The 16856-nt window shown below is 59.9% G+C and carries 13 protein-coding genes; 8 read left to right on the forward strand and 5 right to left on the reverse strand.

The window, feature by feature from the left end:
* Positions 1 to 6 precede the first annotated feature (6 nt).
* The 3 genes from METAL_RS04910 to METAL_RS04920 all read left to right on the forward strand — a co-directional run bounded on the left by METAL_RS04910 (position 7) and on the right by METAL_RS04920 (position 3916).
* On the forward strand, positions 7 to 711 hold the full coding sequence (locus tag METAL_RS04910) for a TIGR00266 family protein (protein ID WP_005370190.1): 705 nt from the start codon (positions 7 to 9) through the stop codon (positions 709 to 711).
* A gap of 406 nt (positions 712 to 1117) precedes the next feature.
* Positions 1118 to 3340, forward strand: a complete 2223-nt coding sequence (locus tag METAL_RS04915) for a bifunctional SulP family inorganic anion transporter/carbonic anhydrase (RefSeq protein ID WP_005370192.1) — start codon at positions 1118 to 1120, stop codon at positions 3338 to 3340.
* Between the two features lie 174 nt (positions 3341 to 3514).
* Positions 3515 to 3916 (forward strand): hypothetical protein, encoded by a 402-nt coding sequence (locus METAL_RS04920; RefSeq protein ID WP_005370194.1) that lies wholly within the window; start codon positions 3515 to 3517, stop codon positions 3914 to 3916.
* Positions 3917 to 3947: 31 nt separating this feature from the next.
* On the opposite strand, the gene METAL_RS04925 is transcribed toward METAL_RS04920, so the two are convergent.
* The 3 genes from METAL_RS04925 to speE form a co-directional block, all read right to left on the reverse strand.
* Positions 3948 to 5456 carry a YifB family Mg chelatase-like AAA ATPase gene (locus METAL_RS04925; protein ID WP_005370196.1) on the reverse strand — a complete coding sequence of 503 codons (1509 nt, stop codon included), beginning with the start codon at positions 5454 to 5456 and terminating at the stop codon, positions 3948 to 3950.
* A gap of 19 nt (positions 5457 to 5475) precedes the next feature.
* Positions 5476 to 5739, reverse strand: coding sequence for an accessory factor UbiK family protein (locus tag METAL_RS04930; RefSeq protein WP_005370198.1), 264 nt, complete (start codon positions 5737 to 5739; stop codon positions 5476 to 5478).
* A gap of 133 nt (positions 5740 to 5872) precedes the next feature.
* On the reverse strand, positions 5873 to 6724 hold the full coding sequence (gene speE / locus METAL_RS04935) for a polyamine aminopropyltransferase (RefSeq protein ID WP_005370200.1): 852 nt from the start codon (positions 6722 to 6724) through the stop codon (positions 5873 to 5875).
* 83 nt (positions 6725 to 6807) lie between these two features.
* Here speE and speA point away from each other — a divergent pair, with 83 nt between their 5' ends.
* Both speA and METAL_RS04945 read left to right on the forward strand, forming a co-directional pair.
* The gene (speA, locus tag METAL_RS04940; RefSeq protein WP_005370202.1) at positions 6808 to 8646 is read left to right on the forward strand and encodes a biosynthetic arginine decarboxylase; all 1839 of its coding nucleotides are present in this window, start codon (positions 6808 to 6810) and stop codon (positions 8644 to 8646) included.
* Positions 8643 to 9506 (forward strand): NAD(P)-dependent oxidoreductase, encoded by an 864-nt coding sequence (locus tag METAL_RS04945; protein WP_005370204.1) that lies wholly within the window; start codon positions 8643 to 8645, stop codon positions 9504 to 9506. Before speA ends, METAL_RS04945 begins: the two co-directional genes overlap by 4 nt.
* Positions 9507 to 9644: 138 nt before the next feature.
* Here METAL_RS04945 and radC read toward each other — a convergent pair whose 3' ends face one another.
* Positions 9645 to 10319, reverse strand: a complete 675-nt coding sequence (gene radC, locus METAL_RS04950; protein ID WP_005370206.1) for a RadC family protein — start codon at positions 10317 to 10319, stop codon at positions 9645 to 9647.
* Positions 10320 to 10422: 103 nt separating this feature from the next.
* Between radC and coaBC the strand changes: the two genes are divergently transcribed.
* From coaBC to pntB, 3 genes are all read left to right on the forward strand, one after another.
* Positions 10423 to 11628, forward strand: coding sequence for a bifunctional phosphopantothenoylcysteine decarboxylase/phosphopantothenate--cysteine ligase CoaBC (coaBC, locus tag METAL_RS04955; RefSeq protein WP_031431066.1), 1206 nt, complete (start codon positions 10423 to 10425; stop codon positions 11626 to 11628).
* Positions 11629 to 11747: 119 nt separating this feature from the next.
* On the forward strand, positions 11748 to 13319 hold the full coding sequence (locus METAL_RS04960) for a Re/Si-specific NAD(P)(+) transhydrogenase subunit alpha (protein ID WP_005370210.1): 1572 nt from the start codon (positions 11748 to 11750) through the stop codon (positions 13317 to 13319).
* A 16-nt stretch (positions 13320 to 13335) separates the two neighbouring features.
* A complete protein-coding gene (pntB, locus tag METAL_RS04965) occupies positions 13336 to 14727 on the forward strand; it encodes a Re/Si-specific NAD(P)(+) transhydrogenase subunit beta (protein ID WP_005370212.1) in 1392 nt (463 codons plus the stop codon).
* Between the two features lie 93 nt (positions 14728 to 14820).
* On the opposite strand, the gene mutL is transcribed toward pntB, so the two are convergent.
* The gene (gene mutL, locus METAL_RS04970; protein ID WP_005370214.1) at positions 14821 to 16650 is read right to left on the reverse strand and encodes a DNA mismatch repair endonuclease MutL; all 1830 of its coding nucleotides are present in this window, start codon (positions 16648 to 16650) and stop codon (positions 14821 to 14823) included.
* Positions 16651 to 16856 lie beyond the last annotated feature (206 nt).

Here is a 16856-nt window from a genome sequence, read left to right on the forward strand (position 1 = left end):
GACCGTATGGCTCAATTCACCGTCACCGGGGATGTCGATCCCTTCCTGCATGTCAGCCTGGCCGGCGGCGAAAAGATCTATTGCGAATCGAACGCGATGGTGATGATGGAAGATACGCTGGAGCTGAAGGGCAAGATGACCGGCGGGCTCGGAGGCGCGCTCATGCGGCGGCTGGCCAATGACGAGTCGTTTTTCCAGCAGCATATCGAAGCGGTCCGCGGCGCCGGCGATTGCCTGCTCTCGCCGACCCTGCCGGGCGCGATTCAGATACTGGACGTCGGCGAGGCCAATTACCTGATCAGCGACGGCGCCTTCGTCGCGGCCGATTACAACGTGAACCTGAACGTGCGCACCCAGGGCGTCGGATCGGCGCTGTTCGGGCAGACCGGCGGTTTTTTCATCTGCGAGGCGTCGGGCCGCGGCAAAGTGGCCGTATCGGGCTTCGGTTCCAGTTTCATACTCGACGTCGAGCCCGGCAAGGATGTCGTGATCGACAATGCGCACGTAGTCGCCTGGGACAGCCGTCTGCGTCACGAGATTTCGGTCGCCACCCAGCGGAGCGGCGGCCTGCTGGGTCAACTGGTCAACAGCGTCGCCAGCGGCGAAGGGATAGTGCTCAGATTTTCCGGCGAAGGCAAGGTCGTCATCTGCTCGCGCAACCGCGAAACCTTTCTGTCCTGGCTGATAAAAGGCATGCCCGGCAACCGCTAGCCGTTTCAGAACACATTCAAGCCCCGTAGGGTACGCTGTGCGTACCCTCAATGTCGAAAGGTACGCACAGCGTACCCTACGGGGGCAGTCGTCTGGCAGTCCTGGCCGGGGCGGGCTCTGCCGGAATGACGTGCTTTCCTTACGAAGGCCATATACCCAAGCGAAAATGCTCTAGCCATTTCGGAACACATTCAAGCCGCCCGGACAGGATCCATCGCCAAACCTCCGGGCCGCGAACCTCTAATTCCGGCGCCCATGCCGGGCAACGCTCGACCTTGAGCGTTTTATCTTAAGCTCGTGTTGACAAAACCAAGATATCGGGCAATATAGTTTCGATTCAAAACTATCTTAACGCCTTTTTACTCGACATCCATCTGCTTTCAACCGATCATCGGGACGAAAAACAATGTTCAGCTCGTTATCCAAAAATTTAAAAGACGATATTTCCGCCGGCATTGCCGTTTTTCTGGTCACCGTTCCGCTTTCACTGGGCATTGCGATGGCCTCCGGGGCGCCTCCCTTGTCCGGCCTGATCACCGGCATCATCGGCGGCCTGCTCATCTCGCAGATCAGCGGTTCGACCCTGGGAATCAGCGGCACGGCGGCGGGGCTGACCGTGATCATTCTCGCGGCGATTCAACAACTGGGGTTCAATGCCTTTCTTTTGACCGTGGTGCTGGCCGGCATGATCCAGGTCGCAATGGGCATTTTGAGAGCCGGGGTGATCGCCTATTATTTTCCCTCCTCGGTGGTCAACGGCATGCTGTTCGGTATCGGCATCATCCTGTTCCTGAAACAGCTTCCGCATGCGGTCGGCTACGACCGGGACTACGAAGGCGACGAGACTTTTTTTCAGAACGACCAATATTCCTCGTTTTCTGAACTGTTCCACCTGTTCGGCAGCATTTCGCCGGGTGCGGTGCTGATTTCTTCGCTCTCGCTGGCAAGCCTGCTGGCCTGGGAGTTCTGGATCAAGAAAAAATATCCGGGGCTGCGCTTGATGCAGGGCGGCCTGGTCGCCCTGCTGGTCGGCGTGCTGAGCAATTTTCTGCTCGGAAAATTTTATCCGGACTGGGCACTGAGCGGTTCCCACCTGGTGACGATTCCGATCTTCGAACATCCGGCGGACATCCTCCGCCAGATTTATTTTCCCGACTACAGCCGATTACTCGACCCGAAAATCTACTGGTTTGCGCTGACGATCGCGCTGGTTGCGAGCCTGGAAACCCTGCTGGCGGTGGAAGCCGTAGACAAGCTCGACCCGTACAAACGGATTACCCCGACCAGCCGCGAACTGATCGTGCAGGGCATCGGCAATATCTGCGCCGGTTTTATCGGCGGTTTGCCGATGACGCAACTGATCATCCGCAGTTCGGTCAACATCGAGTCCGGAGCAAAAACCCGGGCCTCGTCCTTCATTCACGGGCTGTTATTGCTGTTTACCGTGCTTTTCATCCCGGCCGTGTTCAATCTCGTGCCGCTGGCGAGCTTGGCCAGCGTCCTGCTGCTGGCCGGCTACCGGCTGGCGCGGCCTCAAAAATTCGAAAACATGTACTTGGCCGGCCGCTACCATTTCATCCCGTTCTGCGCGACGGTGCTCGGTCTCGTATTGACCGACCTGCTGACCGGCATCGCGATCGGCATGACGATCGCGTTGTTGGCGATTCTGATCGAAAATTACCGCGGCTCGTTCTATATGCGCGAAACGCACCTCGGCAACAAGACCGTGCTGCGCCTTTCCGAACAGGTTTCGTTTTTGAACAAGGCCAATGTGCAGCGGACTCTGAAACAATTGCCGCCGGGCTCGGAAATCGTGATCGATGCGACGCGCTCGAAATTCATCGACTACGATATTTACGAAATCATCCAGAACTTCCGCTCGGAAGCCCAAATCAAGAACATCAAGCTGACCATCGAAAACCTGCGCGGATTCGGCACGTTGCCGCCGCCCGAAACGGTTCGCGCACAAACCTACGACTCCCAGCAGTCGCTGACCCCGGCCGAGGTGTTGACAATCCTGAAAGAAGGCAACGAGCGCTTCGTCAACAATCTGAAATCGAACCGCAACCTGCTCGAACAGGTCAACGACACCCGGAAAGGCCAGTTCCCGATCGCGATCATTTTAAGCTGCATCGATTCCAGAACCTCGGTCGAACTGATCTTCGACCTGGGGCTGGGCGACGTATTCAGCGCCAGGGTCGCCGGCAACATCGTCAATGACGACATTCTCGGCAGCATGGAATTCGCCTGCAAGCTGGCCGGTTCGAAATTGATCGTCGTGCTCGGCCACAGCCTTTGCGGCGCGATCAAGGGCGCCTGCGCCGATGTGGAACTGGACCATTTGACCGGCCTGCTGCAAAAGATCAAACCGGCAGTGCACGCCGCGCGCGAGGAGCTGGGCGAAGAGACGGCGGCGGATAAGATCCTGCTCGTGCAAAGGGTTGCCGAACGCAACGTGCAGTTGACCGTCGAGCAAATCCGGAAGCAAAGCCCGCTGCTGGAGGCAATGGAAAAGGCGGGACAAATCGACATCGTCGGCGGCATGTACGATGTCGAAACGGGCCATGTCGAATTTTACACCGATACGCCGACCGAATATGGCTGCTGCCCCCCCTACGGACCCCGGTGAAACGGTTTCCGATAAAACGGCGGCCGCCCCGGCTTTGGGCAAATCCGCGGGATGAGGTAAAATGTAAGGCTGCACGCTTCGGTCGAATGAGCTACAACAGCGGCAAGGCCGGCAAGATCGCATTCCTGCCGGCCTTCAACCCCCGATTTCAACCACTCAATACGAGATAACCCGATGAAAAAAAATGTGTTTCTGGCGGCAGCCTTGCTGGCTTCCGGCTCTGCGTTCGCGGCCACCGATCATTATTTGCTGCGCGAAGGCAACCACGTCCACCATTTGAAAATCACCAAACTGAACGACGAAATCAAAGTCAGCACCGACGTCGATTTCGAACCGAATGCCGATGAAAAGGACGCGCATGCCTGTTCGGCCGGCGTTTCGGGCGAAGCCAAGGTCACCGGCGAGAACGAATTGCTGATGAGAAAGCATATCGAAGGGCAGGCCGATTATTGCGAACTCAAAATCAAATTGAGCCCGAACGGTGCGAAAATCGAACAATCGACCGACTGCGGCCATTTTGCGGCGGGCATCTGCCATTTCTCCAGCGACGGCAAGGAATTGGTCAAGATTAAATAATCTCTCTGTCTGTGCTCGATCGGCGGCGCTCTCAGGACCGCCGATCCAGCTTGCGGTAGCCGATGGCCTCGCTCAAGTGCGCTATCTCTATCGTTTCGGACTCCCCCAAATCCGCGATCGTGCGCGCCAGCTTCAATATCCGGTGATACGCGCGATTCGACAGGCCGAATTTGTCCATCGCCTGCTCCAGCAAGCGGTGGCCGGGCTCGGACAAGGCGCAGAACTGTTTGACTTCCTTCGCCGTCATCGCCGAATTGGCCTTGCCGGTACGCGCAACCGCCCGTTGGCGGGCCGCCTCGACTCGCGCCCTGATGGCGGCGCTGCTCTCTTCCCCTTCGGGCGAACCCTTGCGCAACACTTCGTGCGGCACCCGCGGCACTTCCAGATGCATGTCGATCCTATCCAGCAGCGGCCCCGAAATGCGTGCCCGGTAACGCATCACCTGCTCCGAGGTGCAATGGCAGCGGCCCGAGGCGTCGCCCAGATAGCCGCAGGGGCATGGATTCATCGCCGCGACCAGTTGGAAGCGAGCCGGAAAATCGGCCTGGCGGTTCGCGCGCGAAATGGTGATGTGGCCGGTTTCGAGCGGCTCGCGCAGCACTTCGAGCACTTTCCGGTCGAACTCCGGCAATTCGTCTAAAAATAGCGTGCCGTTATGCGCGAGCGAGATTTCGCCGGGACGGGGATTGCTGCCGCCGCCAACCAACGCCGCAGCCGACGCGCTATGATGCGGGGCCCGAAAAGGCGGCCGAAGCCAGTTCGCCACATCGAGCCCCTGGTCGCTGACCGAGGCGATGGCGGCGGTTTCCTGGGCCTGCCGTTCGGTCAACAGCGGCAAAATGGTGGGCAGCCGTGAGGCCAGCATCGATTTGCCGGTGCCCGGCGGCCCCAGCATCAGAATATTGTGCGCCCCGGCCGCGGCGATTTCGAAGGCCCGCTTCACATGGTATTGGCCGTGCACGTCGGCAAAATCCAGCTCGTCGGCCTGCCGGTCCGGCGGGTGGTATGCGCATTCGGCCGCCAACGATTTCTGCCCGGAAAGAAACGCGCAGACATCCAGCAGATGAACCGCCGGAATGATTTCGATGCCTTTGATCAATGCCGCTTCGGCAGTATTGTCCTTGGGCAGAATCAACTTTCGCCGGTTGTTGCGCGCCTGGATCGCGACCGGCAGCACGCCGTCGACCGAACGCAGGTCGCCGCCCAACGAAAGCTCGCCGATGCATTCGACTTCGGAAAGCAGCGACAACGGGATTTGTCCCGAGCCGGCCAGAATCCCGAGCGCGATCGCAAGGTCGAAGCGGCCGCCTTCCTTCGGCAGATCGGCCGGCGCCAGATTGACCGTAATCCGCTGTGCCGGGAATTCGAAACGCGAGTTCTGAATCGCGCCGCGCACCCGGTCCTTGCTTTCCTTGACCGCCGCCTCCGGCAAGCCGACGATATTCAGCGAAGGCAGCCCGTTGGCGACATCGACCTCGACCGTCACCAGCGGCGCATCGATCCCGGTGCGCCCCCGGCTGTAAACAATCGCCAGCGCCATCGTCAAGCCAAGCCCGCGCCTACAGCTCTTCCTTGCTCAGCGCCTGCCGTTCGAGCGCGGCGACGCGTTTTTCCAGCGCTTCCAGGTTCGCGCGGGTTTTCGCCAGCACCAGCTTCTGCACTTCGAATTCTTCGCGGGTGACCAGATCCAGCCGGCTCAAGGCGCCTTGCAGCACCGCGTGAAAATTTTTTTCGAGGTCTTCCTTCAAATGGTTCAGGCCCGGCGGGATGGTATTGGCCAGCTTGCTGGCGATTTCGTCGATCGATTTGGCATCAAAAAACATCGGTAAGCTCCGTAGGAATATCGCCGTAGCGAAAGCGGACGGCATAAGGCGTCCGGGGTGAATGGAGCGGCTCAAGCCGCTCCGGACTGTCGTGTCAAGTATAGACGCCGTTGCAGGCGATTAAGTCCGGCCGTCAGCCGCCGAACGCTTTTTTAAAGAATTCCGGCTGCGCCAGCGCCGCCTTGTGGATGTCGACGTTATAAAAATTCGTGTCGAACGGTTTATTCGCCGCGTCCCGTTCACGGAACTGTTTCAGGCTCTGTTTGCCCGCGATCGTCGCGCTCCACCAGCCGGACGGGTAAATGCACTGCGGGAAGAACAGCGTCTGCAGATGCGGAAAGCCTGCCGCCTGCATCGCGCCGCGCATCTCGCCGATCAGCTTCATGTAGAACAGCGCCGATTCGCTTTGCTGCACGACCATGCCGTTTTCGGACAGGCAATTGAAGCAGTCGCGGTAAAACGCCTCGCTGAACAGGCCTTCGGCAGGACCCGCCGGATCGGTGCTGTCGACGAGGATGATATCGACCGAATTCGGCTCCGCATCCTTGACCCATTTGATCCCATCGATGAATTTCAGGTCCGCGCGCGGATCGCCGTTCGATTCGCACAGTTCCGGAAAATAAATTTCGGCCAGCCGCGTAACCCGTTCGTCGATGTCGATCTGCACCGCCTTTTCGACCGTCGGATGCTTCAGCACTTCCTTCAATGTCCCGCAATCGCCGCCGCCGATGATCCAGACCCGCTTCGGGTCGGGATGGGTATAGAGCGCCGGATGGCTGATCATCTCGTGATAGAAGAAATTATCGCGCGTCGACACCATCGTGCAGCCGTCGATCACCATCAGATTGCCGAAACTCTCCGTTTCGTAAATTTCCAAATGCTGAAACGGCGACTGCTCTTCGTGCAGCTTTTTCGTGACTTTCAGCGAAAAGGCCGAAGCGACGCCGGGCGCTTCTTCGGTAAACCATTCGGAAGGATTCATCATTTGCGTTCCTGTAAGAATAAACGGGTAAAATAGGGCGCATTATATATTAGAATTCCGGACATACGACACCATGGAGATCAACTTTGAATGCGACTGAATACCCCGATTGGAGCCTCCGAGACGCCGCGGAAACCTATGCGATCGAAAGCTGGGGAGACGGTTATTTCGGGATCAATGCGGCCGGCCATGTCTCGGTCAAGCCCCGTTCGGAGCAAACGGCCGAACTGGATCTTTACGAAATTGCCCGGTCGCTGCACGAAAGAAACCTGTCGCTGCCGGTGCTGGTGCGATTCACCGACATATTGAAGGACAAGGTCAACCGGCTGAACCGGGCATTCGGGAACGCCTGCGCGAAATACGGTTATACGGGCCGCTACACGCCGGTGTATCCGATCAAGGTCAACCAGCAGCGCCAGGTCGTCGAAGGCATTCTGAAAGCGAACCCGATCGGGCTTGAAGCCGGCAGCAAGCCGGAACTGCTGGCGATCATGGCCCTGTCCGATCAACAGGTGGTCATCTGCAACGGCTACAAGGACCGGGCCTACATCCGGCTCGCGCTGATCGGCCAGAAAATGGGACTCGACCTGTATCTGGTGATCGAAAAGCCGGTCGAACTGGAGCTGATCATCGAAGAATCCCGCAAACTGGGCATCCGGCCGAACATCGGCGTGCGCGTGCGCCTGTCCAGCATCAGCGCCGGGAAATGGCAAAACAGCGGCGGCGAAAAGTCCAAATTCGGCCTACACGCCAACGAACTGCTGCAACTGGTCAAACGCCTCAAAGACACACACCTGCTCGACGCGCTGAAACTGATGCATTTCCACATGGGCTCGCAGATCGCCAACATTCACGACATCAAGGTCGCGCTGAAGGAAGCCGGCCAGTTCTACGTCGAACTGCGCCGGCTCGGCGCGCCGATCAGGATCGTCGACGCAGGCGGCGGCCTCGGCGTCGATTACGACGGCAGCCGTTCGCGGCGCGAATCGTCGATGAATTACAGCGTCGACGAATACGCGCAGAACATCGTGCGCAGCTTTGCCGAAATCTGCGCCGAAAAGGAAGCGCCCGAACCGGACATCATTACCGAATCGGGCCGGGCGATCACCGCGCACCATGCGGTCTTGATCACCAATGTGACCGACATCGAATCGCCCTGCCAGGACGGCGAGCCGCCCGCTTTGCCGGAGCGCTGTAATCCGGTCGAACTGTACCATGACGCCCAGTTTGCGCTCGCGGAAGCGCGCGCCCAATTTGCGCAGGACACGCTCGATATCGAAGGGCTGGCACGGGCCGAAAACGCCTATGCGCTGCTGTGCCGGCAGCTGCAGCGCCGGCTGAATCCGGCTTACCAAAGCGAGGCGGCAATTCTGCAGGAGCTGAACGAAAAACTGGCCGATAAGGTGTTCTGCAATTTTTCGCTGTTCCAGTCGATGCCGGACATCTGGGGCATCGACCAAATCTTCCCGATCATGCCGATCCACCGCCTGGACGAATACCCCGGCCGGCGCGCGGTACTGCAGGATTTGACCTGCGATTCGGACGGACGGATCGATCAGTACATCGACGGCCAGAACATCGAAAAAACGCTGCCGGTGCATCCGATCGACAGCCGCGAGCCGTACCTGATCGGCTTCTTCATGGTCGGCGCCTACCAGGAAATCCTCGGCGACATGCACAACCTGTTCGGCGACACCCATGCGATCAATATCGAACTGGACGAGCACGGCTATCATTTCTACGACTTTCAGGAGGGCGAACATGTGTCCGACTTGCTCGATTATGTACACATCCGCGCCGAAGAACTGAAAGCCGCCTACCGGGAAAAACTGGCCGCGAGCGGCCTTAGCGAACGGGAACGGCACGCGTACGAACAGGAACTCGGCGCCGGCTTGACTTCTTACACTTACCTGGAGAAAGCATGAAGGCGGGCATGATCGGGCTCGGCGGCATGGGCGCCGGGATGGCGCGGAATCTCGCAAAAGCGAATGTGTTGGAAGGCGTCTACAACCGTACCGCCGCAACCGCCGAAGCGCTCGCGGAAGATCTTCGTGTCACCGCCTTCAAACGCATCGAAGACCTGGCCGAAGCGGTCGATATCGTGCTGATCTGCGTCTCGGCCGACCGGGACGTACTGGCCGTCGTGGACTCGATACTGGCAACGGCCAGGCCCGGCACCATCGTGGTCGACATGTCCACCGTCAGCCGCGCGACCGCACAAGAAGCCGCCCGCCGATTGGCCGGAAAGCGCGCATTCTTTCTCGATGCGCCGGTATCGGGCGGCGTCGAAGGCGCAAAAAACGGCACACTGGCGATGATGGTCGGCGGCGGCGAGGCGGTATTCGAGCGTGCAGCGCCGGTGCTTTCGGCGATGGCGACACGGATTTTATACATGGGGCAGACCGGCGCGGGACAAGCCACCAAGGCGGTCAACCAAATCATGTGCGCGGGCATCAACGAGGCGGTCACCGAAGCGCTGGCCTTCGCCGAAGCGCAGCAGCTGCCGATGGACAAAGTGATCGAAGTGATCGCCGGCGGCGCGGCCGGCAACTGGTTTCTCGAAAAGCGCGGCCTGACGATGACGCAAGGCGTTTTCAAGCCGGGCTTCCGGCTCGCGCTGCACCACAAGGATCTGAAAATCTGCCAAACGATGGCGGCCGAAGCCGGCGTCGAGATACCGGTCGGCGAGATGGCGGTCAGGGATTACGAACGGTTGATGGCCGAAGGGCACGGCGATGAGGACATCTCGGCGATGTATCGTCTAAAACACCGCCGGCGACTGTAAATCCGTAGGGTACGCTGTGCGTACCTTTTCCAGAAGCTTTAAGATGAAGTTTGAAAGGCACGCGCAGCGTACCCTACCGGGCTGTAGAAGTACTGTAAAACCGTAGAGTTACGCTGCGCGTGCCTTTTGTGGGCCGTCTCAAATCAATCCATGCTCCGCAAACGAATAAGGCATTCCGTCGCCGATGATGAAATGATCCAGCACCCGGATATCGAACAGCGACAGGGACTGCTTCAATTTTTCGGTGATTTGCCGGTCGGCGTGGCTGGGTTCGGTGATGCCCGAGGGATGATTGTGCGCGAAAATCACCGCTGCCGCGTTATGGTACAGCGCTTTTTTCGCGACTTCGCGCGGATACACCGCCGCGCCGTCGATCGTGCCCTTGAACAGTTCTTCCAATTGAATTACCCGGTGCTGGTTGTCCAGAAACAGGCAGGCGAAGACTTCGTAACTGTAGCCGCGCAGTTGCGCGCTCAGATAAGCGCGGGTCGCTTCCGGACTGGTCAGGGCGCTGCCGCGCTGCAGCACTTCCCGGAAATGCCGCCGCGCCATTTCCATGACCGCCTGCATTTGTGCATATTTGGCGTCGCCGAGCCCGTTCGCCCGGCAAAAGCGTTGTTGGTCCGCATCGAGCAGGGCTTTCAGCGAGCCGAAATCGGCCAGCAGTTCGCGAGCCAGATCCACCGCCGATTTGCCGGGCGTGCCGGTGCGCAGGAAAATCGCCAGCAGTTCGGCATCGGTCAGCGCGCCGGCGCCGCGCTGCAGCAATTTTTCCCGCGGCCGGTCTTCCGCCGCCCAGTCTTTGATTCCCATGGCGTATTCCTCTTTTCGGTAAAAAGCGATTAAGCTTGGATGTTAAGCATAGAAGAATTCATTCATCCTTGCCATAATGCGGCTTTTTTCAACTCTGTGCGGTATGAGCGAAGCGAAACGAATTTTATTGGGCGTCAGCGGCGGCATTGCCGTCTACAAAGCGGCGGAACTGGTGCGATTGCTGCGCAAAGAAGGGGCGGAAGTGCGGGTTGCGATGACGCGGGCGGCTTCCCGGTTCGTCACGCCGCTGACGTTTCAGGCCTTGTCCGGCAATCCGGTACATACCGAGCTGCTGGATGCCGAAAGTGAAAATGCGATGGACCATATCAGCTTGGCGCGCTGGGCTGACCTCATCGTCATCGCGCCGGCGACGGCCAACCTGATCGCGAAGCTGAGCCACGGCCTGGCCGACGACCTGCTGACGACGCTGTATCTGGCCGCGACTTGCCCCGTGTATGTCGCTCCGGCGATGAATCAGGCGATGTGGGGCAAGTCTGCGACTCGGGAGAATGTTGCGGCGTTGCAGCGGCACGGCGTGCGCCTGATCGGTCCCGTCCAGGGCGAGCAGGCCTGCGGCGAAACCGGTTTCGGACGGATGTCGGAACCGCAGGCTATCTGCGCTGCGCTGTTGGGCGAGCCGGCCGAACGGCCCCTGCAAGGCATGAAAGTTCTGATCAGCGCCGGACCGACGCGCGAACCCCTGGATCCGGTGCGCTACCTCACCAACCGCAGTTCGGGCAAGATGGGCTATGCGCTGGCCGAGGCGGCGAGAGACATGGGCGCAAGCGTCATACTCGTTTCCGGGCCGACGCAGTTGCCGCCGCCGGCACAGGTCGACCTGGTGCGCGTCGAAACGGCCGCCGAGATGTACGAGGCGGTCATCGCCCGCGCCGAAGCCTCGGATATTTATATCGGCGCTGCGGCGGTCGCCGATTACACTCCTGCCGAAACGCAGTCCGAAAAGATCAAGAAACGGGGCGACACGGCCACCCTGGTGCTGCGCAAAACCCGGGACATCCTGGCCGAAGTGGCCGCCCTGGAGAAACGCCCCTTTACGGTCGGCTTTGCGGCCGAAACGGTCGATCTGGAAGCTTACGCGCTGGACAAACTGGCGCGCAAAAATCTCGACATGATCGCGGCGAATTGGGTCGGGCAGGCAGAAGGCGGCTTCGACAGCGACCGGAACGCGCTGGAGGTCTTCTGGAAAGGCGGCCGCGAAGCGCTGGCGATGACCGGAAAAAAACGCTTGGCCGACCGGTTGACCGCCTTGATTGCGGAAAGGCTGCAAGCAGGCGTTGTGGTCCGTTGAGAGGAATTTCGGTTTTTTATTGAAATGGATAAGCTAATCTTCTATGCTGACCCGGCTTCGAGTTGAAGCCGTTCCATGAAACTCGATTGTTTATGCCCGTTCCAGATACAGGAGACTCTATGAAGATTGGTGTACCGAAAGAAATTCATCAAGGCGAGAAGCGCGTCGCGCTGACGCCCGAAACCGCCGAACAAATCATGAAGCTGGGTTTTTCGGTCTGTATCGAAAAAGGGGCGGGACAAGGGGCGAATATTTCGGACGAGGCTTACAAGGAAGCCGGGGTCGAAATCGTCGACGACGCGAAATCGTTGTGGAAGCAGTCCGACATTGTGATGAAGGTCAGGGCGCCGGAGCGCCACCCTGAATTGGCGATAGACGAAACCGATTTGCTGCCGGAAGGCGGCCGCCTGATCAGCTTTATCTGGCCGGCGCAAAACGAGGCGCTGATGCAGAAGCTGGCGGCCAGAGGCGTGACCGTGCTGGCGATGGACAGTGTGCCGCGAATTTCCCGCGCGCAAAAGCTCGATGCGTTGAGTTCGATGGCGAATATCGCGGGCTATCGGGCCGTGATCGAGGCCGCGCAGCATTTCGGCCGCTTCTTCACCGGCCAGATTACCGCGGCCGGCAAGATTCCGCCCGCGAAAGTGCTGGTGATCGGCGCCGGTGTCGCCGGCCTGGCCGCGATCGGTGCGGCGAAGAGCATGGGCGCCATTGTCCGCGCCTTCGATACGCGTCCTGAAGTGAAAGAGCAGATCGAGAGCATGGATGCCGAGTTCCTGATGCTCGATTTCAAGGAAGAAGGCAGCGGCGTCGGAGGCTATGCGAAAACGATGTCGAAGGAATTCATCGAGGCCGAAATGGCCTTGTTCGCCCGCCAGGCGATGGAAGTCGACATTATCATCACGACCGCGTTGATTCCGGGCAAACCCGCGCCGGAGTTGATTACCCGGGGCATGGTCGAATCGATGAAGCCGGGCAGCGTGATCGTCGACCTGGCCGCCGAGCAGGGCGGTAACTGCGCGCTGACCGAAAAGGACGAAGTGGTGGTCAAGCATGGTGTTACGATCATCGGTTACACCAATCTGCCGAGCCGGCTGGCGAACCAGTCCAGCCAGCTGTATGCGACGAATCTCCGGCATTTGCTGACCGAACTGAGCCCGGAAAAGAACGGCGAAATCGACGTGAACATGGACGACGAAGTGATCCGCGGCGCGACCGTAATCAAGGAAGGCAAGATTACTTGGCCGCCGCCGGCACCGAAACTGTCGGCCGCGCCCGCGCCGCAGACCGAAGCGCCTGCCAATCCGGGCGTTACGGAAAAAGCCAAGACCAATCACCGCCTGATTCCGGCGGCGGTCAGGCCGTTCATTCCACTGGTGCTGGGCGGGCTGGCGCTTTACGGACTCGGCAGCGTCGCGCCGGTCTCGTTCATGTCGCATTTCACCGTGTTCGTGCTGGCCTGCTTCATCGGCTACCAGGTGATCTGGAACGTGACGCCGGCCCTGCATACGCCGCTGATGAGCGTGACCAATGCGATCAGCGGCATCATCGTGATCGGTGCGCTGGTGCAGGTTTCCGCGCCGGCGATCACGATCGGCGTGCTGGCCGGCCTTGCGATCCTGATCGCCTCGATCAATATCGCGGGCGGCTTTTTGGTCACCCGACGCATGCTCGAAATGTTCAGAAAATAAGAAGAAAGGAAAAACCATGTCCCAAAGTTTAGTCACAATGTCTTACATTGCCGCGACGGTACTGTTCATTTTGAGCTTGAGCGGCCTCAGTAATCAGGAAACCGCGCGGCGCGGCAACTATTACGGCATGCTCGGGATGGCGATCGCGATCGTCGCGACCGTGCTGAGCGGTTCGGTCACGGCTTATACGATCCTGATCGCCGCCCTGCTGTTCGGCGGCGCGATCGGCTATAAAGCCGCGAAAGAGGTCGAGATGACGCAAATGCCCGAGCTGGTCGCGATCATGCACAGCTTGGTCGGGATGGCCGCGGTGCTGGTCGGTTATGCGAATTTCATGGACGAAAGCGGCACCTTGACCGGCATCGAAAAGACCATCCATGAAGTGGAAATCTATATCGGCATTCTGATCGGCGCGGTAACTTTTTCGGGGTCGGTGATCGCGTTCGGCAAACTGAGCGGCCGGATCGACGGCAAGCCGATGCTGTTGCCGGCCCGCCACTGGCTGAACCTGGGGCTGTTGGTCGTGGTGACCTATTTCGGCTACCTGTTCCTGCAGCAAGCCGAAACTGGCGGCGGTACGATGCCGCTGGCGGTGATGACCGCGATCTCGCTCGCGTTCGGCGTGCATATGGTGATGGCGATCGGCGGCGCGGACATGCCGGTCGTGGTGTCGATGTTGAACAGCTATTCCGGATGGGCCGCTGCCGCAACCGGTTTCATGCTGAGCAATGATCTGTTGATCGTGACCGGGGCGCTGGTCGGCAGCAGCGGCGCGATCCTGAGCTATATCATGTGCCGGGCGATGAACCGCAACTTCGTCAGCGTGATCGCGGGCGGCTTCGGCACCGGTACGGGCGGGCCGGCGGCGGTCATCGAAGGCGACGTGCAGCCGATCGACGCCGAAGAAACCGCGCAGCAACTCCTGGCCGCGAAAAACATCATGATCATTCCGGGCTACGGAATGGCGGTCGCGCAGGCCCAGCATACGGTCAACGAAATCACCAAGCTGCTGCGCGAAAAAGGCAAGAAGGTCCGCTTCGGAATTCACCCGGTTGCGGGGCGGATGCCCGGCCATATGAACGTACTGCTGGCCGAAGCGAAGGTGCCGTACGACATCGTCTACGAAATGGACGAAATCAACGAGGACTTTCCGAACGTCGACATCACGATGGTGATCGGCGCGAACGACATCGTCAATCCGTCCGCGCTCGACGATCCGAACAGCCCGATCGCCGGGATGCCGGTGCTGGAATGCTGGAAGGGAGGGATGACGATCGCGATGAAGCGCAGCATGGCGTCCGGCTATGCCGGCGTCGGCAATCCGCTGTTCGTGATGGAGAATACGCGGATGCTGTTCGGCGATGCGAACGACAGGCTGCAGGCGGTGCTGAAGGCGCTCAGAAGTTGATGTTGTAGGCTGGGTTGGAGCGGTAGCGGAAACCCAGCGCATTTTTACCTTGAATGCCGGGTTTCCGCTACCGCTCCAACCCAACCTACCTAGCTATTGACCGCGCATGAAAAACTTGTCCAGTTCCTGGGTCGACAATTCGATCCAGGTCGGACGGCCGTGATTGCACTGGCCGCTGCGTTCGGTTTCTTCCATATCCCTGAGCAACGCATTCATCTCGCCCACGGTCAGCCGCCGGTGCGCCCTGACCGAACCGTGGCAGGCCATGGTCGCCAGGAGCGCGTTCGTGCGCTGCTGTACCCGTTGGCTTGTTCCATGCTCGGAGAGATCGGCCAGCACGTCGCGCAGCAGCGTTTCGGCATCGCATCCGGCCAACAGGGCGGGTACCGAGCGCAACACCAGCGTTTCGGGGCCTGAACGGTTTACTTCCAGCCCCAATTCGGCGAAATACTCGTGCGCTTGTTCGGCGATGTCCGCCTCGCGCGAGGTAACCACGATCTTGATCGGCAACAGCAGCGGCTGTTGCGCGACCGCCCCTTGTTCATATTGCTTTTTCAACCGTTCGTAACTGACCCGTTCGTGCGCGGCGTGCGCATCGACCAAGATCACCCCGTTCGGAGTTTCGGACAGGATATAGATGTTGTGCAGATGCGCGACCGCGTAGCCCAGCGGCGGAATGCCGGTTTTTTCCGGTCCGGTTCTCGGCGGCAATGGTGTGGCCGGAGGGGATTGTAATGTCGGGGCAGGGTGCAGCGCCCCGTAAGCCTGGATTTCTTCCTGCACCGACAGCGGCAGCATCGCCTGCTCCGGTGGACGCGGCTGAAATGCCGGCGGCCGGCGTTCGGGCATTGGTTGGGTTTGGGCGGGCGCTGCGGGCGGCGAGTCAACGGCAGAGAGGGTAACCACGTTTTGCTGCTGGCCCGGACGGACTTCGGCCAGCGAGCGGTGCAGCGCGCTGAACAGGAAGTCGTGCACCAGCCGGCCTTCCCGGAAACGCACTTCGAGTTTGGCCGGGTGCGCGTTCACGTCGACCAGCGCCGGATCGAGCGCCAGGTACAGCACGAACACCGGCTGGCGGCCGTGGTAGAGCACATCCTGATAAGCCTGTTTGACCGCGTGCGCGACCAGCTTGTCCTTGATCAGGCGGCCGTTCACATAGAAAAACTGCATGTCCGGCTGGCTGCGCGAAAAGGTCGGAAGCCCCACCCAGCCGGTCAGTTCCAGCCCGGAAGAAGCGAAATCGATCTTTACGCAATTGTCGATGAAGGCCGAACCGCAGATGCCGGCGATCCGCTTTTCCTGTTCGGCCGGCGTTTCGGCCGGTTTCAGGTTCAGGATTTCTTTCTGGTTGTGCGTGAGCCGGAAGCCGATGTCGAAACGGCTCAGCGCCATCCGTTCGACCAGCGTCTGGATGTGCTCGAATTCGGTTTTCTCGGATTTCAGGAATTTGCGGCGCGCCGGTGTGTTGTAAAACAAATCGCGCACCTCGACCGTGGTGCCCCGAGGGTGCGGGTCGGGCTGCGGATCGAAGTCGCGCTCGGTGCCGTCGGCGGCGACCCGCCAAGCGCAATCGCTGCCTTCGGTGCGGGAAATCAGCGTCAGGCGCGCGACCGAACTGATGCTCGGCAGCGCTTCGCCGCGAAAGCCCATGCTGGCGACGTGTTCGAGGTCTGCGAGCGTCGCGATTTTGCTGGTCGCATGGCGGGACAGGGCGAGCGGCAGGTCCTCTTTGTCGATCCCGCCGCCGTCGTCGCGAACCCGGATCAGCCGCGCGCCGCCCTGTTCGATGTCGATTCGGATTTGCCGCGCGCCCGCGTCGAAACTGTTTTCGACCAGTTCCTTGACCACCGAGGAGGGCCTTTCGACCACTTCGCCCGCCGCGATCTGGTTGACGAGTTGGGTTGGGAGTAAATGAATGCGCATCCGCGTGTTTTCAAAAAGGCTTATTTTACCGTCGATCGGGCCGAAAGCGTAGAACAGTCGCCCGAATCGAAGCCATACTGGTATAATTACACGATTTTCGGGTAGAGTATGCTCGACTGCAGGGATGCAGGAGGTAGGGCAATGCAGGAGCAATTGCCGACGACTGCAGGGATGCGGGAGGTAGATCGCGTTGGGAACACGCGATC

The organism is Methylomicrobium album BG8 (assembly GCF_000214275.2).
In the GTDB taxonomy this organism is placed as follows: Bacteria; Pseudomonadota; Gammaproteobacteria; order Methylococcales; family Methylomonadaceae; genus Methylomicrobium; species Methylomicrobium agile.